This window comes from Aeromonas sp. FDAARGOS 1402 (genome assembly GCF_019046925.1).
Taxonomy (GTDB): Bacteria; Pseudomonadota; Gammaproteobacteria; order Enterobacterales; family Aeromonadaceae; genus Aeromonas; species Aeromonas caviae.
The window spans coordinates 1,260,286-1,287,251 of the sequence record NZ_CP077201.1 but is presented as its reverse complement, the minus strand read 5'-3'; the positions used below and the strand labels follow the sequence as shown (position 1 = coordinate 1,287,251).

Sequence of the window (26,966 nt, the reverse complement as noted above, 5' to 3'; positions counted from 1 at the left end):
CCGCATTCCCCCATCCGTCAGGAGAATGGAATGCGGATCTCCCTCTTCATCGGCCAGAGCGCCGAACTGAACCCAGAGCAGGCCCCCGGCCTCATCAGTGCCATCCACAAGCAGCCTGCCGACGCCCCTCTGTGGTGCGATTTCCTCGGCCTTCGCGGAGATGAGCAGAGTGACAGACGCCATCATGGCGGCCCGGATCGAGCCCTGCACCATTACCCTGCGGAGCACTACGCCTGGTGGAAAACCTGGCAAACCGCGCTGGGACTGCCTGTACCACGCACACCCTGGCAGCCTGCCGCCTTTGGCGAGAATCTCTCTGGTTCGGGGCTGACGGAGGCGCAGGCCTGCATCGGCGATGTCTATCGACTTGGGGAGGCGCTGATCCAGATAAGCCAGCCCAGATCCCCCTGTTTCAAGCTCAACCAGCGCTTTGGCTATGGCCAGCTCTCCCAGGTGATGCAGCTGAGTGGTCGCTGTGGCTGGCTGCTGCGGGTGCTGGAAGAGGGAAGGGTGGATCCGCAGGGGGAGCTGACACTGGTGGACAGACCCTACCCTGAGCTGACGGTGAAGCGCACCGCCGATATCCTGTTCAACCAGGCCCGCAATGAGGAAGATCTGCAACTGCTGCTGGAGAACCCGGCGCTCTCTCCCAACTGGCGCCAGCATGCGGCCCATTGGCTTGAACATGGTGTGGTGGCGGATTGGAGCCGGCGTTTGCTGGGGCCGACCGAGTTCAGGTTGCCTCGACAGGGCTGAAGGCAGGCGGAAAGATACCTTGTGGCGATTTTTGCTGCGACTAGCTGAATTATTGAGCGTAAAGCCATTTTTTTAGAGTGAATGCAAAAAAAGGCTTGTGTCGGGTCGGGGCTTTCGGTAAATTCTCGCCCCGCAGACATCGGTGTGTAGCGCAGCTTGGTAGCGCACTTCGTTCGGGACGAAGGGGTCGGAGGTTCGAATCCTCTCACACCGACCACATTTGAAAAGGCCGCTCAATGAGCGGCCTTTTCGCATTTGGTTTGTTGAAGCAAAGCTGACATTTCCATTGTCGATTGCTGCTCCTGCTCCGATCTTCCTCATTTGCCCAACTAAAAGGGCCACCGCTCGGTGGCCCCACTGGTGGAGTCTTATCCTGACTCCGGCACTCTAGATTGTGACAATCTCGTTATGGGTCTTGTCGATGGTGCCCTCCTTGCGCCCCAGGCGCTCATTCAGATATGCCAGTGTTGATGCCGCAATGCCTTGAAACCGTGTTGGGTTTGCAGGGCCGCATGCTTGGGGTACTCACTAATGAAATGTGCTATTCCCTCCATCAGTTGTGAACGCAGCGAAGACACGGGCTCATGCCAGGCTTGCAGGCAGAGATGACCAGGGATCAGCTGCTCTCGATACGCTTCCAGCAGCGATTCCGGCCAGGGCTCGATATGGGAATCGTGACGCAGTAAATAGTGGGCGGCGGGTTCACGGGCATAGATGAACTGAACTTGGGCCAGGTCGCGTTGGCTTAGCGTTTGGCTGCCGATATGGCAAGTCAGATATTTTCCCGTCTTCAGATTCAGGAAGTGACCGCGTTGCCGACAGGCAATGATGCGATACCAGGGCAGGGGTGAACAGAGAGAATACCCCTCCAGCTCCTGTTCCAACCAGTGACGGCACTCTGGGGTCTGCACTTCTTCGCGCATGGCCTCAAGTCGTGTCAGCAAGGCTCTGGATGGTTGGGTAGCCAGTATCGCGCTCATCGTCTGCAATCCTCCCTCTGCACAGAATCCCGACTTTCAGTATGGACCCTGAGCGGAGGAGGGGGTAAGAATTCTAATGATTAAAATCAGCTTAGAAGCGCACTTTTTATGCAATAAAAACCATTAGCCGACGAGGTAGGTCCCCGTGCCGAAGGCGATGTGAGTGCCCTCTTCGTTGTGCAGCTCCATGCGGGCGACCGCGACCTTGCTGCCTGCCCGGATGATGTGGGCGGTGGCGATGAACTCGTTGCCGCGACCGGGACGAAGATAGTCCACCCGCAGATCGATGGTGCCAAGCCGCGAGAAGCGCTCCTTGAGATAGCTGGGGGAGAAGTCCTCCAGCTCGTCGATGCAGGAGGCTGCGACTATCATGCCGCCCGCCACGTCGAGCAGGCTGGCGGTGACGCCGCCGTGCAGTATGTTGTGGAAAGGGTTGCCGATGAGCTTCTGTTCCATCTTGATGCGCAGCTCCACTTTATCGAAGTCGTAGTGGGTGACTTGCATGCCGATCAGCTTGTTGAAGGGCATCTTTTCGGCGAACAGGTTGGCTATGCCACTGAGCGCCATCTTCTTGAGCATCTGTTTCATTCCTTGAGTCCGCCCTGTCATCAAAGCCGAGTAAAAACACCAGCCAGTCTGCAACACTTCCTTAACACTCGCAATGGCAGGTTTATTGTGGGCGGCGGCTGCTTTAGAATGGCGACCCCAAAGGAGAGCCCATGACCGTCATTGCCGAAACCCTGCCTGACCCTCAGCCAGAGAATCCCCTTGCCCTGTTGCAGGCGGTGTTTGGCTATCAGCAGTTTCGGCCGGGCCAGCTCGAGATCATCGAGCAGATAGTGGCGGGGCGCGATGCCCTGGTGCTCAAACCCACCGGCGGCGGCAAGTCGCTTTGCTACCAGATCCCGGCGCTGCTGCGACCCGGGCTCGGTGTGGTGGTCTCCCCCCTCATCTCGCTGATGAAGGATCAGGTCGACACCCTGCGCGCCAACGGCGTGGCGGCGGTCTACATCAACTCGGCACTGAGCCGGGAAGAGATGATCCAGAACTTCGCCGCCATGCGCCGGGGCGAGATCAAGCTGGTTTATGTTTCCCCCGAGCGTTTGCTGCAGCACGAGTTCATGGACCGGTTGGCGGAGCTGCCCCTCGGCCTGTTCGCCATCGACGAGGCGCACTGCGTCTCCCAGTGGGGGCACGATTTTCGGCCGGAATACGCGGCGCTGGGACGGCTCAAGCAGTGGTTCCCCCAGGTGCCGGTGGTAGCGCTCACCGCCACCGCCGACGAGGCGACCCGCAGCGACATGCTGCACCGGCTGGAACTGAACGATCCCTTCATCCACACCGCCAGCTTCGATCGGCCCAATATCCGCTACAGCCTGGTGGAAAAGTTCAAGGCGGCGGAGCAGCTGCTGCGCTACGTGCAGAGCCAGAAGGGCAACTGCGGCATCGTCTACTGCTCCAGCCGCAATCGGGTGGAGGAGGTGGCCGAGCGGCTATCCCGTCACGGCTGCAAGGCGGCACCCTATCATGCCGGTCTGCCGCTGGAGCTGCGTCAGCAGACCCAGGAGGCCTTCCTCAAGGATGACATCGAGATCGTGGTGGCGACGGTGGCGTTCGGCATGGGCATCGACAAGCCCAACGTGCGCTTCGTGGTGCACTACGACATCCCGAAGAACATCGAATCCTACTATCAGGAAACCGGCCGTGCCGGGCGCGACGGCACCCCGGCCGAGGCGCTGCTGCTCTACGATCCCGCCGACATCGGTCGGGTGCGCCGGCTGCTCGACAACATCGAAAACCCACAGCAGTTGCAGGTGGAGCAGTACAAGCTCAACGTGATGGCGGCCTTCGCCGAGGCGCAGACTTGCCGCCGTCAGGTGCTGCTCAACTACTTCGGCGAGTACAACGACAAGCCGTGCGGCAACTGCGACATCTGCCTCGATCCGCCCCAGAGTTATGACGGCACCGAAGACGCCCAGAAAGCGCTCTCCTGCGTCTGGCGGGTGGGACAGAATTTCGGGGTGGGTTATGTGGTGGAGGTGCTGCGCGGATCGCTGAACCAGCGCATCAAGGATCACGGTCACGACAAGCTGTCGACCTACGGCATCGGCAAGGATCAGAGCCACGAATACTGGATGAGCGTCATCCGCCAGCTGATCCACAAGGGGTTGCTGACCCAGAACATCACCCGCAATCTGGTGTTGCAGCTGACCGAAGCGGCTCGACCCGTGCTGCGTGGCGAGATGAAGCTTGAACTGGCAGTCCCCCGCCTGCAGCCCATCTCCAGTCGCAAGGAGAAGCGCAACGGCCTGCTCGACAACGCCAACTATGACAAGCGGCTGTTCAAGGAGCTGCGCGCCCTGCGCAAGCAGATCGCCGAGGATGAAGAGGTGCCGCCCTATGTGGTGTTCAACGACGCCACCCTGGTTGAGATGGCACAGCTCATGCCGATGACCGAGGAGGAAATGCTGGCGGTCAACGGTGTCGGTCACCGCAAGCTGGAGCGCTTCGGTGAGGCCTTTATGGACCTGATCATCGACTACTGCCGCCGGTAGGGTCGGCCCAGGTAGACCTTGTCATCGACCGCTGCAGGCCCAGGCCGGTAGGCTGGCACAACAAACAGTGGAAAGGCGCCCGTTGGTCGGCGCCATGCATTATTTCAGGCTGGCGTAATAGGCTGCCAGATTCTCCATGTCCGCCTCGGTCAGCATCGCCATGAAGGGAACCATCAGCGGCTCGGTACGGGAACCCTCCTTGAACGCTTTCATCTGCTTGAGCAAATAGGCCTGGTTCTGGCCCGCGAGGTGGGGGTAGGTCGGGACGCTCGCCTTGCCATCCGCGCCATGACAGGCGGCACAGACCACGGATTTGGCCTTGCCTGCGTCTATGTCGGCCGCCTTGGCCTGATGGCCCCAGGCAAGCGCCAGCAGGGGCAGGGTATAGACCCACTTTGGCATCGTCTTCTCCTTGAAATGAATAATCGTGATCGCCTGTTAGCCTCGACGAGCCGACGGCGGTATAAAGAGTGACACGAGCATACGCAGGGACAACCTCCATCACCATGAAGTTGATCAACACTTTTGCCACCGAACTCCCTTGGGCTTGCGAGCCCGTTGCCCCGCAGCCGCTGCATGGCCCCAGATTGCTGCATCTGAACCGTGCGCTGCTTGGTGAGCTGGGGTTTGGGGAGGTGAGCGAGGCGCAGTGGCTCGCTTGTTGCGGCCAGGGGCAGTCCCTGCCGGGCATGCAGCCGGTGGCCCAGGTCTATGCGGGCCACCAGTTCGGTGGTTACAGCCCGCGCCTCGGGGATGGCCGCGCCCTGCTGCTGGGGGAGCAGCTGGCGCCGGATGGCAGCCGCTGGGACCTGCACCTGAAAGGGGCGGGCAAGACGCCATTCTCCCGCTTTGGCGACGGCCGTGCCGTGCTGCGATCCAGCATTCGCGAGTACCTGGCTTCCGAGGCGCTGCATGCCCTCGGCATTCCCACCACCCGGGCTCTGGTGCTGCTGGGCAGTGACGAGCCTGTCTACCGGGAGCAGGTGGAGAGCGGGGCGACCGTGCTGCGCACCGCGCCGAGCCATCTGCGCTTCGGTCATTTCGAGTATTTCGCCTGGAGCGGGCAGGGGGAGAAGATCCCCGCCCTCATCGACTATGTGCGGCGTTACCACTTCCCCGAGCTGGCCGATGGCGCCGAGCTGTTTGCCGAAGTAGTGCGCCGCACCGCGCGGCTCATCGCCAAGTGGCAGGCGGCGGGGTTCTGTCACGGGGTGATGAACACCGACAACATGTCCCTGCTCGGGCTGACCCTGGATTACGGCCCCTACGGTTTCATCGACGCCTATGTGCCGGACTTCGTCTGCAACCACTCGGATCCGGATGGTCGCTATGCGCTGGATCAGCAGCCTGCGGTCGGATACTGGAACCTGCAGAAGCTGGCACAGGCGCTGGCCGGCCATGTGGATGGCGACGCGCTCGCGTCGGCCCTGGCCCAGTACGAGCACCAGCTGATGTTGCACTACTCCGAGCTGATGCGCGCCAAGCTGGGGCTGGCGGTGTGGGAAGAGGAGGATCCGGCGCTGTTCCGCGAGTTGTTCCGGCTGCTGGCGGCGCACAAGGTGGATTACCACCTCTTCCTGCGACGTCTCGGTGAGGTGACGCGAGAGGGAGCGTGGCCCGCCAGCCTGCTGGCCCTGTTGCCGGATCCTGCCGTCTGGCAGGGGTGGCTTGAGGTCTATCGGGCACGCCTCGCCCGGGAAGGGAGCGAGGATGGCGTGCGCAAGGGGCAGATGGATGCAGTCAATCCCAAGTATGTGCTGCGCAACGCGCTGGCCCAGCAGGTGATCGAGGCGGCAGAGCAGGGCGACATGGCGCCGTTCGAGCGGCTGTTTGCGGCCCTGCAGCATCCCTATGATGAGCAACCGGCATACGAGGATCTCGCCACTCCGCATCCGGGCTGGTATTGCGGGGGCGAGCTCTCGTGCAGCAGTTGAGGAACCACAGATGAACTGGCGTATCACGCAGACAGACAGGGAAGCCGGGGTGGTGATGCTGACCTGCCCGGGCCTTGACTGGGACAGCTTCCCGACCTTGGCCGAGGCCCTGTTGCAGGAGTGGGAGCTGGCGGCCCTCGAGCGGGAGTGGGGGGCGGATCGCCACAGCTGGCTGCTGGAGTTTGAAGGCAGCCGCTTTCGGCTCGAGTACGAGCATTACAGCGGCTGCTGGCTGGCGGCGGTGCAGCCGGACGACGCGGAGGCGCTGCTCTGGCTGGCTCGGCAGTCCCGGGAGTGAGCTTGGCGTGCGATGCGAGTCAATCCCTTGAGATAACCGCATAAAGATTGAACTATCAATTTTGGGGCGTATAATCTCGCCCCTTGATTATCGCCATGGTGGCGATATGGGTTCCCTAACCCCATTAACCAAAAAGGTCACAATATGAACCTGACTCCGGCTCAGTACCAGACGGCACTGATGCGTCTCTCGTTGTTCCACATCCTGATCATTGCCAGCAGCAACTACCTGGTGCAGCTGCCGATCACCATCTTTGGCTTCCACACCACCTGGGGTGCCTTCAGCTTCCCGTTCATTTTCCTGGCCACCGATCTGACGGTGCGGATCTTCGGCGCCGGCCTGGCGCGCAAGATCATCCAGACCGTGATGCTGCCGGCATTGACCGTGTCCTACGTGCTCTCGGTGCTCTTCTTCGAAGGGAGCTTCCAGGGGGTGGGCAATCTGGCAGAGTTCAATCTCTTTGTTGCCCGGATCGCGTTAGCCAGCTTTATGGCCTATCTGGTGGGCCAGTTCATGGATGTGGTGGTGTTCAACCGCCTGCGCCTGCTGAAAGCCTGGTGGGTGGCACCGGCGGCCTCCACCCTGTTCGGCAATCTGGTGGATACCATCGCCTTCTTCAGCATCGCCTTCTGGCGCAGCACGGATCCCTTCATGGCCGAGCACTGGGTCGAGATCGCGACCGTGGATTACGTATTCAAGTTGCTGATAAGTCTGGGGTTGTTTGTGCCGCTTTACGGTGTGCTGCTGCGCTATCTCAGCCGCAAGCTGGTGGGGGAGGCCGGATTGGCTGACCTGCAAGCTGCTACGCGACAAGCCTGATGAGATTGACCCCCCCATGGGTGGTCAATTTTTTTGCGATCTTCGCAAATAAGGCTTGCACAGTTAAATGAGAATGATTATTGTTACCTTGTTTTCCGGGAAAGACTTCATTTGTTCCAACGTGATGGACTTCTTGTGAAGGCACGACATTGCTCACATTGCTTCCAGTTAAGGGGCCAGTAGTTTACTGGCCCTCTTTTTTTTGCGTCTTTTCCGCCATCAGCGGGCATAAAAAATGGGAGCCAGGGCTCCCATTTTCACTCAGCGTTATTTACTCGATGTCGAGGGCATCGGGGGAGAGGATCACCCCTGTGGTATCGGCATAGAGGTGGTCATCCGGCAGGAAGGTGACGCCGCCGAAGTTGACCGGCAGATCGGTTTCCCCGATATCCTTGCTGTCGGCGCCCACCGGAATGGCCGCCAGGGCCTGAATGCCGATGTCGAGATCTTCCAGGATATCGACCTCACGGACGCAACCGTAGCAGACGATCCCTTCCCACTCATTTTCCGCTGCCGTGGTGGCGATCTCGCTGTCGATCAGGGCACGACGCATGGAGCCGCCACCGTCGATCAACAGCACGCGACCAACGCCGTTCTCCTTGACCAGTTCACGGATAAGACCGTTCGATTCGAAGCATTTGACTGTGGTGATGACGCCGCCGAAAGAGGCGCGGCCGCCGAAGGAGCAGAGCATGGGTTCGAGTACATCCACCATGTCCTGATAGATGTCGCACAGTTCTGAAGTGTTGTATTCCATTGTGTCAGATCCACCGCTGGAAACAGGTGGATCCAGTATAAGGAGTGGGGTTGGCATTTCAACGACTATTCCTTGCCCAGTGGCGGGAAATGCCGTTTTTGCGCGAAAGCGGCCCCGCGTCATGGCAGGAGCCGCAGACGGTCAGCCTCGGGCCCTAGAGCAGGAACAGGGTCGCCAGCCCCAGGAAGATGAAGAAGCCGCCGGTGTCGGTGATGGCGGTGATCATCACGCTGGCCCCCACCGCCGGGTCGCGCCCCAGCCGGCTCATGGTCATGGGGATGATGACCCCCATCAGGGCCGCCACCAGCAGGTTGAGGATCATGGCGAGCGTCATCACGCCCCCCAGCGCCGCATCCTGATAGAGCAGGAAGGTGGCGATGCCCATGATGCCGCCCCACACCAGGCCGTTGATCAGGGCCACCCCCAGCTCGCGCCACAGCAGGAAGGAGACGTTGCCTGTCTGGATGTGCTGCAGCGCCAGCGCCCGCACTATCATGGTGATGGTCTGGTTGCCGGTGTTGCCGCCGATCCCGGCGACGATGGGCATCAGGGCCGCCAGTGCCACCAGCTGGGAGATGGTGTGCTCGAACAGGCCGATCACCCGCGATGCCACGAAGGCGGTGCAGAGGTTGATGGCGAGCCAGGCCCAGCGGGTCTTGACCGCCTTGGATACGGGGGCGAACACGTCTTCTTCCTCGCTGATCCCCCCCATCCGGCGCAGATCGGTGTCGCTCTCTTCATAGACCAGATCCACCACCTCGGCGACGGTGAGCCGGCCCATCAGCTTGCCCCTGGCATCCACCACGGCGGCGGAGACCAGGTCGTCCCGCTCGAAGGTGCGGGCGGCGGCCTCGTCGTTGTCTTCCGGATCGAAGGTGACCGGATCCTTCTCCATCGCGTCGCTCACCAGGGTCTCGGGCTTGTGCAGCAGCACGGCGGTGAGGGGTAGCTCCCCCTGCAGCCGGTTGCGCCGATCGGTGACAAACAGCTTGTCGGTGTTCTCGGGGATCTGGCCGCGCAGGCGCAGATAGCGCTGGACGGTGGCCAGGGTCACGTCGGGCCGCACCGTGATGAGCTCGAAGTCCATCATGGCGCCGACCGTGTGCTTGCCGTAGCGGATCACCTCCCGCACCTTGTCCCTGTCCACCGGCGCCATGGAGGTGAGCAGCCGCCCCATCAGGTTGCGGGGCAGGTGCTGGCCCAGGTAGATCTGGTCGTCGATGTCGAGGGTGCTCAGGGCGTGCAGGAGTTCTTTGTCGCTCATGCCGCTGATGAGGCTGTCCCACACCGTCTCCGACGCTTCCACCAGGATCTGGCCGTGCTTGTCTGCATCCACTTGCTGCCACAGCACGTGGCGCTCGTCCGGCGGCAGGGACTCCAGCGCATCGGCGATATCGGCGGCGGGCAGGCTGTTGACCAGCCGGGTCAGCTCGCTGGTCTGGTCCCGCAGCTCTGCGTCCTGCTCCCCTTGCGGGTCGAGCAGGCTCTCGGTGAGGGCGTCATCGGCCAGCAGCAGCGTGAGGATGCGGGCTCTGTCGTGTTCACGCTGTTTAGCGCTGTTCTTGGGGGGGAGGGACATGAAGCAGAATTCCTGAATTCGGTGATCCGGCGGACAGTCCCCATAGGATACCAGACTCAAAACAAGAGGTTATGACAGTAAATGCAGAAAAAGAAACGCCACCCGAGGGTGGCGTTGGAATAGATGCAGCGATCAGGCCGAGGCCAGGGCCGCGTCGGCGGCGCCTCCTTGCCCGAACCAGGCAAGCTGGTCCGCCAGGGTCACAACAGATCCCACCATGATCAGCGCCGGGCTCTCGACGCCCACCGCCAGCGCGGGCAACTGATCGAGGGTACCGCGAATGACCCGCTGGCTTGGCTGGGTGCCACGCTCAATCAGCGCCACCGGGGTGTCGCCCCCCTTGCCGTGGGTCAGCAACTGTTCGCGGATGGTGGCGCAGGAGGAGAGTCCCATATAGAACACCAGCGTCTGTTTGTCCTTGGCCAGCAGCGGCCAGTCGAGATCCCGGGCGCCCCCCTTGCCGTGGGCGGTGACGAAACGGACGCTCTGGGCGTGATCGCGGTGGGTCAGCGGAATACCGGCGTAGGCCGCGCAGCCGCTGGCCGCCGTGATCCCCGGCACCACCTGAAAACCGATGCCGCTGCCGACCAGCGTCTCCAGCTCCTCGCCGCCACGGCCGAAGATGAAGGGGTCGCCCCCCTTCAGCCGCACCACCCGCTGGCCCTTCTTCGCCTCCTCCAGCAACAGCTGGTTGATCCCCTCCTGCGGCACGCAGTGGTTGCCCGCCTGCTTGCCGACGAAGATGCGCTTGGCGTCGCGGCGCACCAGCGCCATCACCTCGTCGGAGACCAGCCGGTCATAGACCACCACGTCCGCCTGCTGCATCTGGCGCAGGGCGTGCAGGGTGAGCAGGCCCGGATCGCCGGGGCCTGCCCCCACCAGTACCACCTCGCCACCGCTCTGGCTTTCGTCGGCAAACAGGCTGTCGGCCAGCTGATTGGCAGAGGCGCTATCGCCCCGTGCCAGTGCCTGCCCGAGCCGGTCCGCCCCGAGCAGCCGTTCCCAGAAGCGGCGCCGCTCGCCCATGCTGGCGAAGCGGGCCTTGACCCGCTCCCGCAGGCTGCCGGCGAAGGCCGCGACGGCGCCCAGATGCTGGGGCAGCAGGGCCTCGAGTTTTTCCCGCAGCAGCCGGGCCAGCACCGGTGCCTTGCCGCCGGAGGAGATGGCCACCATCAGGGGCGAGCGGTCGATGATCGACGGCATGATGAAGCTGGAGCGTTTCGGGTCATCCACGACGTTGGCAAAGATCCGCGCCTGATTGGCGCTCTGGTAGACCAGTGCGTTCACCTCGCGCCGATCGGTGGCGGCCACCACCAGCCACTTGCCCGTCAGTTGTGCCGGCGCGAATTCACCGGCCAGCCACTCGATGCTGCCGTTGGCAGCCAGCTCTGCCAGCTCGGGGTCGAGCTCGGGCGCGACCACGGTGAGCTGGGCACCGGCATCCAGCAGCAGGCGCGCCTTGCGCTGTGCTACCTCGCCGCCGCCGACCAGCAGCACGGGTTTGTTGTCGAGTCGGCAAAAGATGGGCAAGTAGTCCATGGGGCCTCCTGATCAGGCGGTTTGGGTCTGGCTGGCAGTGGTGGCGGTCTCGCTCACAGCGACCGGGCGCTCAGCCTTGGGGGTGGCATACCAGTAGCCGAGGCCCATGAAGAGGGCGCCGGAGACGGTGTTGCCCAGGGTCACCCACAGCAGGTTGTGGCCGATGCCACCCAGGGTGTAGGCCTCGGAATGGGCACCAAACCAGGAGAGGGCAAACAGGGTCATGTTGGCGACCGAGTGCTCGTAGCCGGAGGCGATGAAGGCCAGCAGGCACCACCAGATGGCGATGAAGCGGGCGGCACCCTCGGTGCGCAGCGCCATCCAGATGGCGAGGCAGACCAGCCAGTTGCAGAGGATCCCCTTCATAAACAGGGTCAGCGCCGGTGCCTGGGTCTTGGCCAGCGCCACCTTGTGGGCCAGGCTGCCTGCGTCCGGCAGCAGGCTGCCGCCGTAGGAGTAGATGAGCGCCACCGCGATGGAGCCGAGCAGGTTGCCGGCCCAGGTTTGCGGCAGGATGCGCAGCAGGTCGGCCATGCTGATCTTGCCCGTTTTCACCCCGAAGGTGAGGAACATGGTGTGGCCGGTAAACAGCTCGGAGCCGGCGATGATCACCAGGGTCAGGGCGATGCCAAAGGTGGCCCCCATCACCAGCGGACGGATGGCGGGATCCAGCAGGTTGCCCAGGGTGAAGATGAGGATGATGCCAAGGCCAACATAGGCCCCCGCCATGGCCGAGCTGAGCCAGAAGCCGAGCTTGTCGCTGCGCTCGAAGCGATTGATGCGGGCCGCGTTGGCGGCGCACTTGTTGATGGTTTCGGTATACATCTTTGTTTCCTTCAAGAGGGCCGCCCGCGGGCAGCCCTGACTGTTTTTGAACCCCCTCCCTGCCTCCCCCTTGTCAAGGGGGAGGGGCTTTTTGCTCCCTCCCCTGTGAAGGGGAGGGCCGGGGTGGGGTCTGGTGTTAGACGGCGACCCAGACCTGCTGGTCGCGCACTTCAACGGGGTAGCTCTGCACCGACATCTCAGGGTTGTCGAAACAGTGGCCGTCGCTCAGGCGAAAGCGCTGCTTCTTGAGCGGGCTGGCCACCCAGAGCTCGCCGTCGTGTTCGCAAATCAGGCCCCGCGACAGCACGTTGGCGGCGAAGAAGGGATCCCGGTTGTCGATGGCGAACACCTCGGCGGCCGCGCTCGGGCGGAACAGAGCGATCTGACGACCCTCAATGAGTGCGCAGACGCCGGTTCCCGGCAGGATGTCGTTGAGTTGGCAGGCAAGTTTCATCGCTTAATCTCCACCTCGAGTTGGATGGACTGGCTATCGAGCAGGGCGCAAACGTCCATGCAGCCCATCAGGATGCCGTTGAGTTGGCAGGCTAATTTCATCATTTGGTCTCCACCTCGATCTGGTAGACGGGGATGCGCTCGGCCGGAGTGGCGGGTCTGTGCTGGTCGCGCTCGCTGACGAACTGAACGTCCGGATCGCGCTTGTCGCTGTTGATGAAGTGGCTGAAGCGCTTGAGCGCCTCCTCTTCATTAAGGGTGCGCGACCATTCGCACTCGTAACTGTCGATGAGGGTCTGGATATCGCGCTCCAGCGTCTCGGCCAGCCCCAGCTTGTCGTCGACGATCACCTCGCGCAGGTAGTCGACGCCCCCTTCCAGATTGCCGAGCCAGACCGAGGTGCGCTGCAGTTTGTCGGCGCTGGTGACGTAGAACATCATAAAGCGGTCGATCAGCTTGATGAGGGTCTCTCGGTCGAGGTCAGACGCCAGCAGGTCGGCGTGGCGCGGCTTCATGCCGCCGTTGCCGCCCACATAGAGGTTCCAGCCCGCGTCGGTGGCGATGATGCCGACATCCTTACCTTGGGCTTCCGCACATTCGCGGGTACAGCCGGAGACGCCGAACTTCATCTTGTGCGGGGTGCGAATGCCCTTGTAGCGGTTCTCGAGGAAGACCCCGAGGCCAACGCTGTCCTGTACGCCGAAGCGGCACCAGGTGCTGCCGACGCAGGTTTTGGCCATGCGCAGTGCCTTGGCGTAGGCCTGACCTGTCTCGAATCCGGCTGCCAGCAGCTTGCGCCAGATGGCGGGCAGGTCATCCTTCTGGGCCCCGAACAGACCGATGCGCTGGGCGCCGGTGATCTTGGTGTAGAGCTGGTAGTCGCGGGCCACTTCGGCCACCGCCAGCAGCCCCTCCGGGGTCACTTCGCCACCGGCCATGCGCGGGATGACGGAGTAGCTGCCGTCCTTCTGCATGTTGCCGAGGAAGATGTCGTTGGTGTCCTGCAGCGGGGTGTTGCGCGGGCTCAGCACATGCTCGTTCCAGCAGGAGGCGAGGATGGAGCCGACGGTCGGTTTGCACACCTCGCAGCCATAGCCCTGACCGTGTTTGGCCAGCAGCTCGTCGAAGCTCTTGATCCCCTCCACCTTGACCAGATGGAACAGCTCCTGACGGGAGTGGGGGAAGTGGGCGCAGAGGTGGTTGTTGACCTCGATGCCCTGCTTCACCAGCTCGGCGTTGAGCACCTGACTGATGAGCGGCACACAGCCGCCACAGCCGGTACCGGCCTTGGTGTGCTGCTTGATGGCGGCAAGGGTGGTGTGACCTTCGGCCACCGCCTTGGCGATGTCGCCTTTGGAGACGTCGAAGCAGGAGCAGATCTGGGCGCTTTCCGGCAGGGCATCCACCCCCAGCGTCGGCTTAGCACCGGCGTAGGCGGGCAGGATCAGGGTGTCCGGGTGGCTCGGTAGCGGCAGGGCGTTGAGCATCATCTGCAGCAGGTTGCCGTAATCTTCCACGTCACCCACCAGCACGGCGCCGAGCAATCGGCTGTTGTCCTCGCTCACCACGATCTTCTTGTAGACGCCGGCCTGATCGTCCTGGAACACATAGCTGTGGCTGCCCGGGGTGCGGCCGTGGGCATCACCGATGGAGCCGACGGAGACGCCGAGCAGCTTGAGCTTGGCGCTCATGTCCGCCCCTTCGAAGCGGCTGTCGCCGCCGAGCAGATGGTCGACGGTGATCTGGGCCATCTTGTAGCCCGGCGCCACCAGCCCGAAGAAGCGGCCCTGCCAGGCGGCGCACTCGCCGATGGCGTAGATGTCGGGGTCGGAGGTGAGGCAGTGATCGTCGATGACGATGCCGCCGCGCTCGGCGATGGCGAGATCACCGTAACGGCCGAGGGTATCTTGCGGGCGAATGCCGGTGGAGAAGACCACCACGTCCACTTCCAGCTGGCTGCCGTCGGCGAAGGCGAGGCGGTGTTTCGCCTGCTCGCCGCCATGCATCAGGATCTCGCTGGTGCTCTTGCTGGTGTGTACCTGCACGCCCATGGATTCAATCTTGCGGCGCAGCAGCTGGCCGCCCTGACCGTCGAGCTGCTCGGCCATCAGCACAGGAGCAAACTCCACCACGTGGGTTTCGAGACCCAGCGCCTTGAGGGCACCGGCGGCTTCGAGGCCAAGCAGACCGCCCCCGATCACCACCCCGCTCTTGCCGCTCTTGGCGGCGCTGCGGATGGCTTTCAGATCCTCGATGGTGCGATAGACGAAGCACTCGTGGTGCTGGCTGCCCTGGATGGGCGGCACCCAGGGGTAGGAGCCGGTGGCCAGCACCAGCTTGTCGTACCCGACCACAGTGTCCTTGTTGGAGTGCACTTCGCGGTTGGCCCTGTCGATTTTTTTCACCGCTTCGCCGAGCAGCAGGCGGATGCCGTGCTTGTCGTAGAAACCGGGTTTGACGAGGGAGAGATCTTCGCTGGTGTGATGGGAGAAGTAGGAGGAGAGATGGACGCGATCGTAGGCGGGACGGGGTTCTGCACCGAAGACGGTGATCTCGTAGCGGCCCGGGTCGGCCCGCTCGATCAGCTCTTCGATAAAGCGGTGCCCCACCATGCCGTTGCCCACAACGACCAGTCTGACTTTGCTCATAGTTGCCTCAAGTTTGGAGTAATAAAACATCATTCTGGGGCTAGGCTACCCAGTCGGCAGGGGTGGGCGATTGATGCAAATCAAGTGTCTATTTATATATCTCCTCAGGGGTAATTCGAGAAAATTCAGCACTATACAAAAATAGGTATACCAGTTAATAATTTCTGCGTTAGCTCGGGGTGAGGGATGGTGGAGGGTAAGCCCGGTTTACCAACTGCCGGAGAGTGAAAACTTATGTCGGAAAAAGGCCGGTCTCGCACTGGGCGAGACCGGCATCAGCTGATCAAGGCGGCACGTCAGGCGATATGGCGGCGGAACATGGCGAGCGCCAGCGACAGGGTGACGCCGGCGATGGCGAGCAGCGGCCAGAGCAGGGGCCAGGCGGCCGACCAGTCGAACCCCTTGAGGAAGACCCCCTTGAGCAGCACGATGAAGTGGGTGAGGGGGTCGATGGCCGCCAGCCACTGGAACACCTGCGGCATGTTCTCCACCGGCGAGATGTAGCCCGAGAGGATCACCGCCGGTACGGTGAAGGAGAAGACCCCGAGAAAGGCCTGCTGCTGGGTCGAGCAGAACGACGAGATGAAGAGCCCGATCCCGGCCAGCGCCAGCCCGTAGCAGACCATGCCCGCCAGCAGCAGACTGAGGCTCCCCGCGAAGGGGAGGTGAAAGACGAAGCGGGCGGCCAGCGCGACTATGCACCCTTGTCCCACCGCCACCAGGATGCCGGGCACCGCCTTGCCTGCCATGATCCAGCCCGCGGTGAGGGGGGAAACCAGCAGCTGGTCGAAGGTGCCCTCTTCCCGCTCCCGCGCCACCGAGAGGGCGGTGACAATCAGACAGCCGGTGGTGGTGATGATGGCCACCAGCGCCGGCAGGATATGCCAGTGGAACTCGACGTTGGGGTTGTAGAGGTTGCGTACCGCCAGCTCGGGTTGCCCCTTGCCCTCACTTTGCCAGCGGGCGATCACCTGACTGATGTAGCCCGCCGCCACCTGACCACCATTGGAGCGGCGGCCGTCGATGATCAGCTGCACCCTGGCCGGTTCGCCCCGCGCCAGCCGGCGCGAAAAATCCCCCGGAATAATCAGCCCGAGCAGTGCCTGTTGCTCGGTGATGGCCTCGGTCATGCCCGCTTCGCCTTGCACCGGGATGATGGTGGTGAAGGCGGGCATATGGGTAAGGCGCTCCAGCAGCTCGCGGCTCTGGGCACCGCCATCCTGGTTGTAGATGGCCAGCGTGTTGCCGGTCACCTCCAGGGTGGCGGCGAACGGGAAGAGGGCGGTCTGCAGCAGCACCGGCATGATGAGCAGAAAGCGCCCCTGAGTATTGCCCATCAGGGCCTGCAGCTCTTTTCGGATCAGCCACCAGAGTCGGATCAGCATGGGTTACTCCAGAGTGCGCCGCGTCTTGCGGGCGGTCAGGGCCAGCCAGAAACCGGCCAGCAGCAGCAGACAAAAACCGTTGACCAGCAGGATCGAGAAGACGCTGCCCGCCTGATAGAGGGTCTGCAGGGAGCTTGCGAAGTAACGGGCCGGAATGAGGTGGGTGATGGCCCGAAGCCAAGGCGGCATGCTGGCGATCTCGAACACGAAGCCCGACAGCATCACCGCGGGCAGAAACGCAGCGATCAGCGCCGCCTGTGCGGCATTGAACTGGCTGCGCATCACGGTGGAGAGGAACAGCCCGAGCCCGAGGGCGCTGCCGAGAAAGACGCTGGTGACCAGAAAGAGCAGCAGCAGGGAGCCGCGCCAGGGCACGCCCATCACCGCCACTGAGAAGAGCAGGCAGAGCAGCATGGCAATGATGCCAAGGCCATAGTAGGGCAGCAGTTTGGAGAGCAGCAGCTCTCCCTTGGTGACCGGGGTGGCGAGCAGCGCCTCCATGGTGCCGCGCTCCCACTCCCGCGCCACCACCAGCGAGGTGAGCAGGGCCCCTATGATGGTCATCACCACCGCAATGGAGCCAGGCACCAGAAAGTTGCGGCTCACCAGCGCCGGGTTGAACCAGGCGCGGCTCTCTATCGACACGGGCATGGCGACCCCCTCGCCAGCGAGCCACCCCTGCCAGATCCCCTGCACATAGTTGGTGACGAAGTTGGCGGTGTTGGGCTCGGAGCCGTCGGTCAGCAGCAGCGCCTGCGGCGTGCCATTGCCCTGACCGGCCAGCGCGCGGGAGAAGCCGTCATCGATCACCAGCAGGCCGCGGATCTCGCCACGGGCCAGACTGGCGAGCAGGGACTCCTTGCTCGGCCCGCTGTGGATCTCCAGCGCGGTAGAGCCGCGCAGGGCCTGCTCCAGCCGCACCGCCGGGGCGCCGCTGTCGGTGCGCCAGATGCCGAGGCGCAGGTGGTCCACATCCAGATTGATGGCGTAACCCATCACCACCAGCAGCACCACCGGCATGATGAAGGCGATGAGGATGCTGCTCGGGTCGCGGACGATTTGCAGTGTCTCCTTGCGGCAGAGGGCCAGCAGTCGCCGACGGTTGATGCTCATGCTTCCTCCTCGCTGGCCCGCTCGACCAGGGTGATAAAGGCCTCTTCCATTGTTGGCAAAGAACAGGTCGGCAAGGAACCGGTTGGCAAAGAGGTCGCCGCCTCTTTGGCCGCCAGCCCCTTGAGATCGTCCGGGGTGCCGAGTGCCAGCAGCTTGCCGCGATAGATGAGGGCAATACGGTCGCAATACTCCGCCTCATCCATAAAGTGGGTGGTGACCAGCACGGTGACGCCGTGGTCGGCCAGTGCGTTGATGTGCGACCAGAACTCGCGCCGGGTCACCGGATCGACCCCGGAGGTGGGCTCGTCGAGAAACAGCTGCGGTGGCTCGTGCAGCAGGGCGCAGGCCAGCGATAAGCGCTGGCGCAGACCGAGCGGCAGGGATTCCGCCTTCTGATCGAGCCACGGGGCGAGGGCAAAGGCAGTCACCATGGCATCGATCCGCGTCTGCTGGTGGCGGCCGAACAGGCCGTAGATACCGGCGAAGAAGGAGAGGTTCTGCGCCACGGTGAGCTGCTTGTAGAGGGAGAACTTCTGCGCCATGTAGCCGAGGCGCTGGCGCGCCGCCGAGGGGCTGTGGGCCAGATCGATGCCGGTCACCAGCGCCTGTCCCTCGCTCGGGCGCAGCAGGCCGCACTCCATCTTGAAGGTGGTGGACTTGCCCGCCCCGTTGGGGCCGAGCAGGCCGAAGATCTCGCCGCGGCGCACCGCAAAGCTGACATCATCGGTGGCGGCAAAATCGCCGAAGCGCTTGGTGAGGTGGCGCGCCTCGATCACCGCCTCGGGGGAGACCCCCTGCGGCAGTTCGGCTTCCCGCATCCCGGCTGCCAGACTCGACTCCCCGCCGGGGCCGCCGCCGAGCAGGTCGATAAAGGCATCCTCCAGCCGGGGCTGGGCCGGTTGAAAGGCGCCGTTGGCGAGATGCAGCTCCGGGAGCGGTGGGGGCGTCATGCCCGGGTGCAGCAGCAGGCGCACCCGCTCCCCCGCTACCGCGCCATCCATTACCGCCGGATGAGCCAGTGCCCGGCGTAGCAGGGCGCGCCGCTCGCGGCCATCCAGTTGCCCCGCCTCCAGCAGCCAGCAGCGGCTGGCCATGGCCCCCATCAGATCGGCTGGCGTGCCGCTGGTGCGCACCTCGCCATCCGCCATCAGCAGCACGTGGTCGCACAGCTCCGCCTCGTCGAGGTAGGCGGTGCTCCAGAGCACCGTCATCCCCCCCTTGGCCAGCTCGCGCACCATCTGCCAGAGGGCGCGGCGAGAGATGGGATCGACCCCGACTCCCGGTTCGTCGAGCAGCAGTACATCCGGGGTGCCGAGCAGGGCGCATGCTAGCCCGAGTTTCTGCTTCATCCCGCCAGAGAGCTTGCCCGCCGGTCGTGCGGTGAAGCGGGCGAGATCGGTGAAGGCGAGCAGCCGCGCGAAGGTGGGTGTGCGTTCCGGCTCCAGTACGCCGCGCAAGTCAGCGTAGAGGGTGAGGTTCTCCAGCACGCTGAGATCCTCGTAGAGGCCGAACTGCTGGGGCATGTAGCCGAGGCGCTGGCGCAGCAGGTCTCCCTCGCTCACCGGATCCAGCCCCAGCACCCGGATGGTGCCCGCTTCGGGGATCAGCAGACCGGCCAGCAGGCGCAGCAAAGTGCTCTTGCCCGCGCCGTCGGGGCCGACCAGTCCGGTGATGCCGCCAGCCGGAATGGTGGCCGAGATGGCGTTGAGGGCGACCCGCTCGCCAAAGCGTTTGGTGAGCCCCTCGAGGGAGATGGCGCAGCTCATGGGGCCAGCCTGACAGTGACCGGCATCCCCTGTCGCAGGGCCGGGTCGGGATCCTGCACCACGATGCGCAGCCGGTAGACGAGGTGGGTGCGAAGATCCGGCGTTTCCACCGATTTCGGAGTGAACTCGGCGGTGGGCGAGACAAATCCCACTACTCCGTGATAGGGCTTGTCCGGCCGCGAGTCGGTGGTGAGGGTCACCTTGGCGCCGCTCGGGAAGTGGCCGAGCCAGGGCTCCTCCACATAGGCGCGCACCCAGACCGGCGCGGTCAGGGAGAGGTTGAAGGCGGTCGCTCCGCTCTGCACCATGCTGCCGTTCTCGATGGCGCGGCTGATGATGATGCCGTCGCTGGGGGCGGTCAGGCTGACATCTGCCAGCGCCAGTTCGGCGCTGGCGAGCGCCGCTTTGGCCCCTTCCAGCTGGGCATCGGACTGGGCGATTTCCTCCGGGCGGTAGCCGGTTTCGAGCTGGGCGAGCTGCTCGCGGGCGGAGCGTACCTGTGCCTGGGTCTGATCTCGCTGGGAGCGGGCTGTATCGAGCTGACCGCGGGAGATGGCGCCGTTGGCGGCCAATGCGCTCTGGCGGCGCCACTGCTGGTCGGCTTCCAGTGCAGCGGCTTCGGCGGCGGCCAGTGCGGCCCGGGCGCGGTCGGTCTCTTCGCTGCGATAGCCTTTGTGGATCAGGGCGTTGGCGGCAGTGAGCGCCGCCAGATTGGCGCGGGCGCTGTCGCGGCTGTGGGTGAGGGGCGCCGGATCCAGGCGTGCCAGCAGTTGACCGGCTTTTACGCTATCCCCTTCGTCTACCAGCACCTGATCGACGCGGCCGCCGACCCGAAAGGCCAGACTGACGTCACGAATATCGACGTTGCCGTAGAGGATGGAGCCGTCGGCCGGGCGCCCTTGCCACCAGAGGTAGCCACCGATAACGGTTAGCAGCAGGGCCACGATTGCAATGCGTTGCTTCATACCGCTTCTCCTTGAGGATGGCTCTGCCAACAGAGGTAACCACCGAGAACGGCCAGCAGCAGAGCTGCCATAGGGATGATGGCGATGGATTGTTTCATGCCGTTTTTCCTTCCTTGATGTCGGTGGGGCGCAGGCCGCGCAGGGCCCATACCAGCCGCTGTCTGGCGGCCTCTGGGTTGTCTATCTGGCTGAGAAAGGGGGCAGCCTGTTCGGGCAGCCAGCCGAGCTGACGACCGCTGCCGGCGATCACCAGCGGCAGGCCGACCGACCCCATGATGAAGATCATCAGCTGGAGCGGGTGACCCGCGACCAGCGACCCTTCCGCCTGCGCCATCCGTACCTGCTCGATCAGCAGCAGGGGATGACGGCGCGGCAGGCTGAGCAGAAAGCGCTGGGCCGCCCCTTCCCCCGCCAGGGCATCGCCAAACAGGTGGTTGATGAAGCCGCGCTGGCGCGCCACCAGCCCGATCAGCGCCTCCATGGTCGCCTCGAACATGGCGATGGCGGAGGGGTAGGAGCCTTTGGCTGCCACCGCCTTGAGCTCGTCATAGAGGGGGGCGTACCAGAGCTCCACCAGCTCGTCGATAAAGGCGTCGCGGTTGCCGAAGTGGTAGACGAAGGAGCCGAGGTTCACCTCGGCCGCTGCCGCCAGCTCGCGCACCGTCAGGCCGCGCAGCCCCTTGTCGGTGGCGATGGCGAGGCCGGTATCGAGCAGTTTCTGACGGGTGGGGTGCATCTGGCTGGTGCTCCTGGTGTATGCATTTTGTACGCAATTATACGACCGTATAAAAAATGCGGAAGCGGGCGACAGGATCTTTTTGCCCGCAATGTGATCCGCCCCGCTCTGAGGGGCCGTGATCCCCGTCCGGCAGGGGGAAGGATCCACCGATTGTGCCCAAGCCACGGGCATGTCGGTGTGATGGGGTGGTGAAAGGCGCTTTTGGGCGCTCGGGCCACAAGGGGCCTGTGATGGAGCCGGGCGCTGCCTGACCCGGATCAGGGGGTGTCGGTGGCCCCGGTGTGATAGGGGGGCCGGGCACAGGTGTCCCGTATCAGGGCGCGCAGCCAGCGGTGGCCCGGATCGGCATCCTGACTGGGGTGCCAGAGCAGGGCGACCCGGATCCCTGGCAGAGCGAAGGGCAGGGGCAGGGTGACCAGATCGCCGAGCAGGCTGGCGCAGTGCAGGCGCGGCACCGTCGCCACCAGATTGCTCTCCCTGACCAGGGCCAGCGCCGTCGCAAACCCGGGAACCAGGGTGGTGATGGTGCGCCGCTTCCCCTGGCCTGCGAGGATCTCGTCGATGAGGCTGTGTGGCTGGCCCCGGCGGGAGACCAGCACGTGGCGGGCGGCGGCATAGCGCGCCACGGTCAGGGTGCCGTCGCAGAGGGGGTGGTCCGGGTGCACCACGGCGACGAAGTGGTCCTGGAACAGGGCCTGGGTGCGCAGCTCGGGGGCCGTGGTGGCGCCGATGACCCCGGTCTCGAAGTCCAGCTCGCCACGGCGCAGGGGGCCGCTCTCCTTGTCGGGTTTGGCCAGAAAGTGCAGCCGCACCCCGGGGGCCTCGACGGCGAGGCGCGCCAGCAGGGCGGGGCCTACCGCCTCCACGAAGCCGTCGCTGGATCGCAGGCGGAAGGTGCGCTCCAGGCTCGCCGGGTCTACTTCCTGCTGGGGGCGCAGCACGGCCCGGGTCTCCTGAACCAGGCGGGCGACCTCATCCCGCAGGATCTGCGCCCGAGGTGTGGGGATCAGGCCGCGTCCCGCCCGCACGAGCAGCGGATCCCCCGTGGTCTCCCGCAGCCTTGCCAGGGCCCGGCTCATGGCGGAAGCACTCAGGCCTAGCCGTCTGGCGGCGCCCGCCACACTGCCCTCTTCCAGCAGGGCATCCAGGGTGATCAGCAGGTTGAAATCCGGGGTCATGGTCGTCTCCTCGCAGGCGGCGCCTGACGGGCCGACCCCTTCATGATACGCGAGTTGCCATCTCTTCATATGGCGTCTGGTGCAACTATAAGCTGCAAATCGTGCGTCTTCCGCCTTGTCACTACCCCCGCTAGCCTGGGTGCATCATCACTTGCCGGAGAGACTGCCATGTCCACACCACTTCTTGTTTCCCCTCCCGTGACGCGCCGTCTTGGTCTCGCGGGGCTCGGGCTCGCCACCCTGCTGCCCATGCTGGCGGGCAGCATGGCCAACCTGGTGCTGCCTGCCCTGGGGCAGGACTTCGGCGTGCCCTTCGCCAGCCTGCAATGGGTGCTGGTGGCCTACCTGCTTGGGATCACCAGTCTGACGGTGGTGGCGGGTCGGCTCGGGGATCGTCTGGGGCGGCGTCGCCTGCTGCTCTGGGGGACCGGGGTCTTTGCGCTGGCTTCCCTGCTGTGCGCCCTGGCCCCTTCCATCGGCTGGCTCATTGCCGCTCGCACCCTGCAAGGGGCGGGTGCGGCCTGCATGCTGGTGCTCTCGCTGGCCATGGCAGGAGAGCTGGTGCCGCCAGCCCGACGGGGCTGGAGCATGGGATTGCTCGGCACCCTGTCGGCCTGCGGCACGGCGCTCGGCCCCTCCTTCGGCGGCCTGTTGATCGGCGGATTTGGCTGGCAGGCACCCTTCCTGCTGCTGCTCCCCCTGGCGTTGCTGGCGCTGGGGTGTGCCTGGCGGGATCTGCCCCGGGATGAGGCGGGCTCTGCCGAGGGAAGCCTCCCGCTCACCAGTCTGTTGCTGCTGGTGACGGCGCTGCTTTGCTACGGGCTGGCACTGACCCGGGGCAGCCCGCTCGGAGCCTGGCCGGGGATAGGGGCGCTCGTCGCCATGGCGCTCTTCGTACGTGCCGACTCGGGCGCCCGTCGCCCCCTGCTGCCCCTGGTGTTGCTGGGGGCGCCCAGGCGAAGAGGCGGGATCATCGCCAGTGCGCTGGTGGCCAGCGTCATGGTGGCGACGCTGCTGATCGGTCCTTTCTACCTGCACGGCGCCTTTGCCCTCGACATGGGGACGGTGGGGCTGATGATCTCCATGGGCCCGCTGCTGGCGGCGCTGTCCGGCATGCCCGCTGGCTGGCTGGCTGGTGGACAGGGTGGGGGCGACCCCTGTGGTGCGCCTCGGCCTGGGACTCATGGTGGTGGCCGCCGTCTTGCTGGCCCTGCTGGACAGGGCGCTCGGGCCCCTCGGCTACCTGCTGCCCATCCTGCTGCTCACCGCCGGTTATGCCCTGTTCCAGACCGCCAACAACAGCGCCGTGGTGGGGGAGGCGGAGGGGGCGAGCCGTGGCGCCGTGGCCGGGCTGCTGACCCTGTCGCGCAACCTGGGCCAGCTGACGGGGGCGGCGGGGCTGGGGGGCCTGTTCGCCGCCCTGGCGGGGCGGCCCGATCTCGCCCTCGCGACGGCGGACGAGCTGGCGTTCGCCACCCGGGCCACCTTCGCCCTGACGGCCTTGCTGCTGATGAGTGCGCTCTGGTTGGCGGGAAGGGAGGAGCGTGTCGTGCAGGGTGATGTGGCCCGGGACGGCTGCGAGTCGGGAGAACGCTGAAAATGAAGACGCCTCCACAGGGGAGGCGTCTTGCTATGGGATTGAGCAGGATAGTAAACCGCTCAGCTCCTCGTTATCGATCAACCTGTTACAGAATGAAGCGGCTCAGGTCCTCGTCTTCAATCAGTTTGCCGAGGTGGGCGTTGACGTAGTCGGTGTCGATGACGAAGGTCTCGCCGGATTTCTCGGAGGCGTCATAGGAGATGTCTTCCATCAGCCGTTCCATCACGGTGTGCAGGCGGCGGGCGCCGATGTTCTCGGTGCGCTCGTTGACCTGCCAGGCCGCTTCGGCCAGACGGCGGATGCCATCCTGGGTGAACTCGATGTTGACCCCTTCGGTGGCCATCAGCGCCTTGTACTGATCGGTCAGGGAGGCGTTCGGCTCGGTCAGGATGCGCTCGAAGTCTTCGGTGGTCAGGGCGGTCAGCTCGACCCGGATCGGCAGACGGCCCTGCAGCTCGGGGATGAGGTCGGACGGCTTGGCGATCTGGAAGGCACCGGAGGCGACAAACAGGATGTGATCGGTCTTGACCATGCCGTGCTTGGTGTTGACGGTGCAGCCCTCGACCAGCGGCAGCAGGTCGCGCTGAACCCCTTCACGGGAAACGTCCGGGCCCGAGCTCTCGCCGCGCTTGCAGATCTTGTCGATCTCGTCGAGGAAGACGATGCCATTGTTCTCGACGGAGGCGATGGCCTTCTGCTTCAGCTCTTCCGGGTTGACCAGGCGGGCCGCTTCCTCTTCGATCAGCGCCTTCATGGCCTCCTTGACCTTGATCTTGCGCTTCTTCTTCTGGTTCTGGCCCAGGTTCTGGAACAGCCCCTGCAACTGGTTGGCCATCTCTTCCATGCCCGGCGGGGTCATGATTTCGACACCCATGGGGGAGGCGGCCAGATCCAGCTCGATCTCCTTGTCATCCAGCTGACCTTCCCGCAGTTTCTTGCGGAAAATCTGGCGGGTGTTGGAGTTGTCGGCTTTCTCTTCCTCACCCCAGCTGTTGCGCGGGTTGGGCAGCAGGGCGTCGAGGATGCGCTCTTCGGCGGCTTCCTCGGCGCGGTATTTCATCTTCTCCATCTCGGTCTCGCGCACCAGCTTGATGGCGACATCGGTCAGATCGCGGATGATGCTGTCCACTTCCTTGCCCACATAGCCCACTTCGGTGAACTTGGTCGCTTCCACCTTGATGAAGGGGGCGTTGGCCAGCTTGGCCAGGCGACGGGCGATCTCGGTCTTGCCGACGCCGGTCGGGCCGATCATCAGAATGTTCTTCGGGGTCACCTCGTGGCGCATCTCCTCGGAGAGCTGCATCCGGCGCCAGCGGTTGCGCAGGGCGACGGCGACCGCGCGCTTGGCGTCGGCCTGACCAATGATGTGTCTGTCCAGCTCGTGGACGATTTCTCTCGGGGTCATCTCGGACATGATGGCGTTCCTGTATCCGGGGCGGGCAGGGCCCACCCCTTGGAAAATGGGGTTTGGCTGGCGGCCTTATTTTGCGGCCCTATTTCGCCGACTTATTTAGCTGAATAATCCAGCACTTCGATGGTGTGGTTGCCGTTGGTGAACACACAGATGTCGCCCGCAATCTTGAGGGACTTCTCGACAATGCTCTTGGCGTCGAGCTCGGTGTTCTCCAGCAGGGCGATGGCGGCGGACTGGGCAAAGTTGCCGCCGCTGCCGATGGCGATGAGATCGTGCTCCGGCTGCACCACGTCACCGTTGCCGGTGATGATGAAGGATTTGTGCTCGTCGGCGACGGCCAGCAGCGCCTCGAGGCGGCGCAGGGCGCGATCGGTGCGCCAGTCCTTGGCCAGCGCCACGGCGGCGCGCTCCAGGTTGCCCTGATGGGCCTGCAGTTTGGCTTCGAAGCGCTCGAGCAGGGTGAAGGCGTCGGCGGTGCCGCCGGCGAAACCAGCCAGTACCTTGCCGTTGTAGAGGCGATGAACCTTGCGGGCGTTGCCCTTCATGACGGTGTTGCCAAGAGAAACCTGGCCATCGCCACCGATGACGACCTGACCGTTGCGGCGAACTGAAACTATGGTAGTCACTTTACTTACCTCGCTTGAGCCGAATGACGGCCTGACTGTGCATGGAGGAAAAGATGGGGATGGCAAAACGGCTTTTCAAGCCTGTGCCGAGCACGGATCGCGGAGGAGGGATCGGGTGGGTGCGGGATGGCGCCAAAAGAAACAGGGCCAGGTGTTGCCACCCGGCCCTGTGCATGAACGCGGCGATCACCCCTTCTTGGGGATGCAGCCGCTGATGCCCGAGCCCTGCAGCTTGCGGTTGGCCGCGTCGGCCGCCGCCTTGCCGTTGAAGGGGCCCACCATCACCTTGTAGACGGCGCCACCGGCCCCGTTCACCACCTGCAGGCTTGAAGAGAGCCCGGCGGTGAAGGCGATGCGCGCCTTGAGGGATTCCGCGGAATCCTGGGAGCGCAGGGCGGCACACTGCATCATGTAGCGACCGCCGTCGGCGGCTGCGGTCTGGGCAGTCTGGGTCGCCGCCTTGGCCCTGGCGGCCTCGGCACGCTCCCGCTCCAGTTCGGCGCGGATCTCCCGCTCCATCCGCTCACGCTCGGCCTTCTGGTCGATCACCTGCTCCCGGGCGCTGGCGACCGGGGCGCCGGTGGCCGGCTTGGTCGGCTGCACCGGTTGCGGCTGATAGGGCTTCACCTGACCGATGGGGGTCCCCGGCTGGGGGATGTCGGTCGCGACCGGCTTGGGCAGCTTCTCCGGTTGCAGGGTCATGGTCTCGGCGGGCGGGGGCGGCAGCACGCCCGGCTGGGGCGGCGGCTCTATGATGTCCACCTGCTTGTTCTCCAGCCGCTCGATGTAGCTCCACTTCTCCTGGGGCAGGGTATTGCCCTGTGCCTTGGGTTTGTTGGCCTTCACCTGCTCTTCGATGGTGGGGGCATCGGCGCCCTTGCCGTTGATGAGGTAGAGGAAGGCGCCGAAACCGACGACCAGGGCCCCGGCCAGCAGTGCCGGGATAACAGGAAAGCGGCGAGGGGCCGCTTTCTTGATGTTACGGCCACCCGCCCGTCGTCTCGGGCTGTTGCCGACGTAATCCCGGGTCGCCATCT

Annotated in this window: 23 protein-coding genes, 1 tRNA gene and 1 pseudogene; 7 read left to right on the top strand and 18 right to left on the bottom strand. The window is 64.4% G+C overall.

Features of this window, described 5'->3' with window-relative positions; genetic code table 11:
• Positions 1–30: 30 nt before the first annotated feature.
• Together I6L32_RS06150 and I6L32_RS06145 are read left to right on the top strand one after the other, a co-directional pair.
• Positions 31–756, top strand: coding sequence for an MOSC domain-containing protein (locus tag I6L32_RS06150; RefSeq protein ID WP_202043270.1), 726 nt, complete (start codon positions 31–33; stop codon positions 754–756).
• Positions 757–896: 140 nt separating this feature from the next.
• Positions 897–973, top strand: a tRNA-Pro gene (locus tag I6L32_RS06145).
• Positions 974–1,208: 235 nt separating this feature from the next.
• Here the strand turns inward: I6L32_RS06145 and I6L32_RS06140 are convergent.
• Complete coding sequence (locus tag I6L32_RS06140; RefSeq protein ID WP_010676052.1) at positions 1,209–1,736, bottom strand: hypothetical protein; 528 nt, start codon at positions 1,734–1,736, stop codon at positions 1,209–1,211.
• A 123-nt stretch (positions 1,737–1,859) separates the two neighbouring features.
• Complete coding sequence (locus I6L32_RS06135; protein WP_039039661.1) at positions 1,860–2,324, bottom strand: thioesterase family protein; 465 nt, start codon at positions 2,322–2,324, stop codon at positions 1,860–1,862.
• Positions 2,325–2,455: 131 nt separating this feature from the next.
• On the opposite strand from I6L32_RS06135, the gene recQ reads away from it, so the two are divergent.
• On the top strand, positions 2,456–4,291 hold the full coding sequence (gene recQ / locus I6L32_RS06130; RefSeq protein ID WP_039039660.1) for an ATP-dependent DNA helicase RecQ: 1,836 nt from the start codon (positions 2,456–2,458) through the stop codon (positions 4,289–4,291).
• A gap of 99 nt (positions 4,292–4,390) precedes the next feature.
• On the opposite strand, the gene I6L32_RS06125 is transcribed toward recQ, so the two are convergent.
• Complete coding sequence (locus tag I6L32_RS06125; RefSeq protein WP_043153448.1) at positions 4,391–4,693, bottom strand: cytochrome c; 303 nt, start codon at positions 4,691–4,693, stop codon at positions 4,391–4,393.
• Positions 4,694–4,797: 104 nt separating this feature from the next.
• Between I6L32_RS06125 and I6L32_RS06120 the strand changes: the two genes are divergently transcribed.
• The 3 genes from I6L32_RS06120 to I6L32_RS06110 all read left to right on the top strand — a co-directional run bounded on the left by I6L32_RS06120 (position 4,798) and on the right by I6L32_RS06110 (position 7,342).
• Positions 4,798–6,225, top strand: a complete 1,428-nt coding sequence (locus I6L32_RS06120; protein ID WP_216944824.1) for a YdiU family protein — start codon at positions 4,798–4,800, stop codon at positions 6,223–6,225.
• 10 nt (positions 6,226–6,235) lie between these two features.
• Positions 6,236–6,523: a DUF3630 family protein gene (locus I6L32_RS06115; RefSeq protein WP_041211964.1), complete on the top strand. Its 288-nt coding sequence runs from the start codon at positions 6,236–6,238 to the stop codon at positions 6,521–6,523.
• 144 nt (positions 6,524–6,667) lie between these two features.
• Positions 6,668–7,342: a 7-cyano-7-deazaguanine/7-aminomethyl-7-deazaguanine transporter gene (locus tag I6L32_RS06110; protein WP_103261660.1), complete on the top strand. Its 675-nt coding sequence runs from the start codon at positions 6,668–6,670 to the stop codon at positions 7,340–7,342.
• Between the two features lie 271 nt (positions 7,343–7,613).
• On the opposite strand, the gene rraA is transcribed toward I6L32_RS06110, so the two are convergent.
• From rraA to I6L32_RS06050, 12 genes are all read right to left on the bottom strand, one after another.
• On the bottom strand, positions 7,614–8,099 hold the full coding sequence (gene rraA, locus I6L32_RS06105) for a ribonuclease E activity regulator RraA (RefSeq protein WP_010676045.1): 486 nt from the start codon (positions 8,097–8,099) through the stop codon (positions 7,614–7,616).
• 154 nt (positions 8,100–8,253) lie between these two features.
• Entirely contained in the window at positions 8,254–9,678 is a 1,425-nt protein-coding gene (gene mgtE / locus I6L32_RS06100; RefSeq protein ID WP_045522860.1) for a magnesium transporter, read from the bottom strand.
• Between the two features lie 132 nt (positions 9,679–9,810).
• Complete coding sequence (gene cysG, locus I6L32_RS06095; protein WP_216944823.1) at positions 9,811–11,217, bottom strand: siroheme synthase CysG; 1,407 nt, start codon at positions 11,215–11,217, stop codon at positions 9,811–9,813.
• A 12-nt stretch (positions 11,218–11,229) separates the two neighbouring features.
• The gene (gene nirC, locus I6L32_RS06090; protein ID WP_216944822.1) at positions 11,230–12,042 is read right to left on the bottom strand and encodes a nitrite transporter NirC; all 813 of its coding nucleotides are present in this window, start codon (positions 12,040–12,042) and stop codon (positions 11,230–11,232) included.
• A 136-nt stretch (positions 12,043–12,178) separates the two neighbouring features.
• The gene (nirD, locus tag I6L32_RS06085; RefSeq protein WP_029314869.1) at positions 12,179–12,496 is read right to left on the bottom strand and encodes a nitrite reductase small subunit NirD; all 318 of its coding nucleotides are present in this window, start codon (positions 12,494–12,496) and stop codon (positions 12,179–12,181) included.
• A 100-nt stretch (positions 12,497–12,596) separates the two neighbouring features.
• Complete coding sequence (gene nirB, locus I6L32_RS06080; protein WP_216944821.1) at positions 12,597–15,143, bottom strand: nitrite reductase large subunit NirB; 2,547 nt, start codon at positions 15,141–15,143, stop codon at positions 12,597–12,599.
• A 296-nt stretch (positions 15,144–15,439) separates the two neighbouring features.
• The gene (locus I6L32_RS06075) at positions 15,440–16,528 is read right to left on the bottom strand and encodes an ABC transporter permease (protein WP_216944820.1); all 1,089 of its coding nucleotides are present in this window, start codon (positions 16,526–16,528) and stop codon (positions 15,440–15,442) included.
• Positions 16,529–16,531: 3 nt separating this feature from the next.
• Positions 16,532–17,641 (bottom strand): ABC transporter permease, encoded by a 1,110-nt coding sequence (locus I6L32_RS06070; protein WP_213320503.1) that lies wholly within the window; start codon positions 17,639–17,641, stop codon positions 16,532–16,534.
• On the bottom strand, positions 17,638–19,407 hold the full coding sequence (locus I6L32_RS06065; RefSeq protein WP_216944819.1) for an ATP-binding cassette domain-containing protein: 1,770 nt from the start codon (positions 19,405–19,407) through the stop codon (positions 17,638–17,640). Before I6L32_RS06065 ends, I6L32_RS06070 begins: the two co-directional genes overlap by 4 nt.
• Positions 19,404–20,372, bottom strand: coding sequence for a secretion protein HlyD (gene hlyD / locus I6L32_RS06060; protein ID WP_216944818.1), 969 nt, complete (start codon positions 20,370–20,372; stop codon positions 19,404–19,406). The genes I6L32_RS06065 and hlyD overlap by 4 nt, the downstream gene beginning before the upstream one ends.
• A 94-nt stretch (positions 20,373–20,466) precedes the next feature.
• A complete protein-coding gene (locus I6L32_RS06055; RefSeq protein ID WP_216944817.1) occupies positions 20,467–21,108 on the bottom strand; it encodes a TetR/AcrR family transcriptional regulator in 642 nt (213 codons plus the stop codon).
• A gap of 260 nt (positions 21,109–21,368) precedes the next feature.
• Entirely contained in the window at positions 21,369–22,289 is a 921-nt protein-coding gene (locus I6L32_RS06050; RefSeq protein ID WP_114522921.1) for a LysR family transcriptional regulator, read from the bottom strand.
• A 168-nt stretch (positions 22,290–22,457) separates the two neighbouring features.
• Here I6L32_RS06050 and I6L32_RS06045 point away from each other — a divergent pair.
• A pseudogene (locus I6L32_RS06045) lies at positions 22,458–23,886 on the top strand (MFS transporter).
• A gap of 88 nt (positions 23,887–23,974) precedes the next feature.
• On the opposite strand, the gene hslU reads toward I6L32_RS06045, so the two are convergent.
• The 3 genes from hslU to I6L32_RS06030 all read right to left on the bottom strand — a co-directional run bounded on the left by hslU (position 23,975) and on the right by I6L32_RS06030 (position 26,964).
• Positions 23,975–25,303, bottom strand: a complete 1,329-nt coding sequence (gene hslU, locus I6L32_RS06040; protein WP_069652381.1) for an HslU--HslV peptidase ATPase subunit — start codon at positions 25,301–25,303, stop codon at positions 23,975–23,977.
• A 92-nt stretch (positions 25,304–25,395) separates the two neighbouring features.
• Positions 25,396–25,929: an ATP-dependent protease subunit HslV gene (gene hslV / locus I6L32_RS06035; RefSeq protein WP_005306539.1), complete on the bottom strand. Its 534-nt coding sequence runs from the start codon at positions 25,927–25,929 to the stop codon at positions 25,396–25,398.
• Between the two features lie 186 nt (positions 25,930–26,115).
• Positions 26,116–26,964, bottom strand: a complete 849-nt coding sequence (locus I6L32_RS06030) for an SPOR domain-containing protein (RefSeq protein WP_010676029.1) — start codon at positions 26,962–26,964, stop codon at positions 26,116–26,118.
• Positions 26,965–26,966 lie beyond the last annotated feature (2 nt).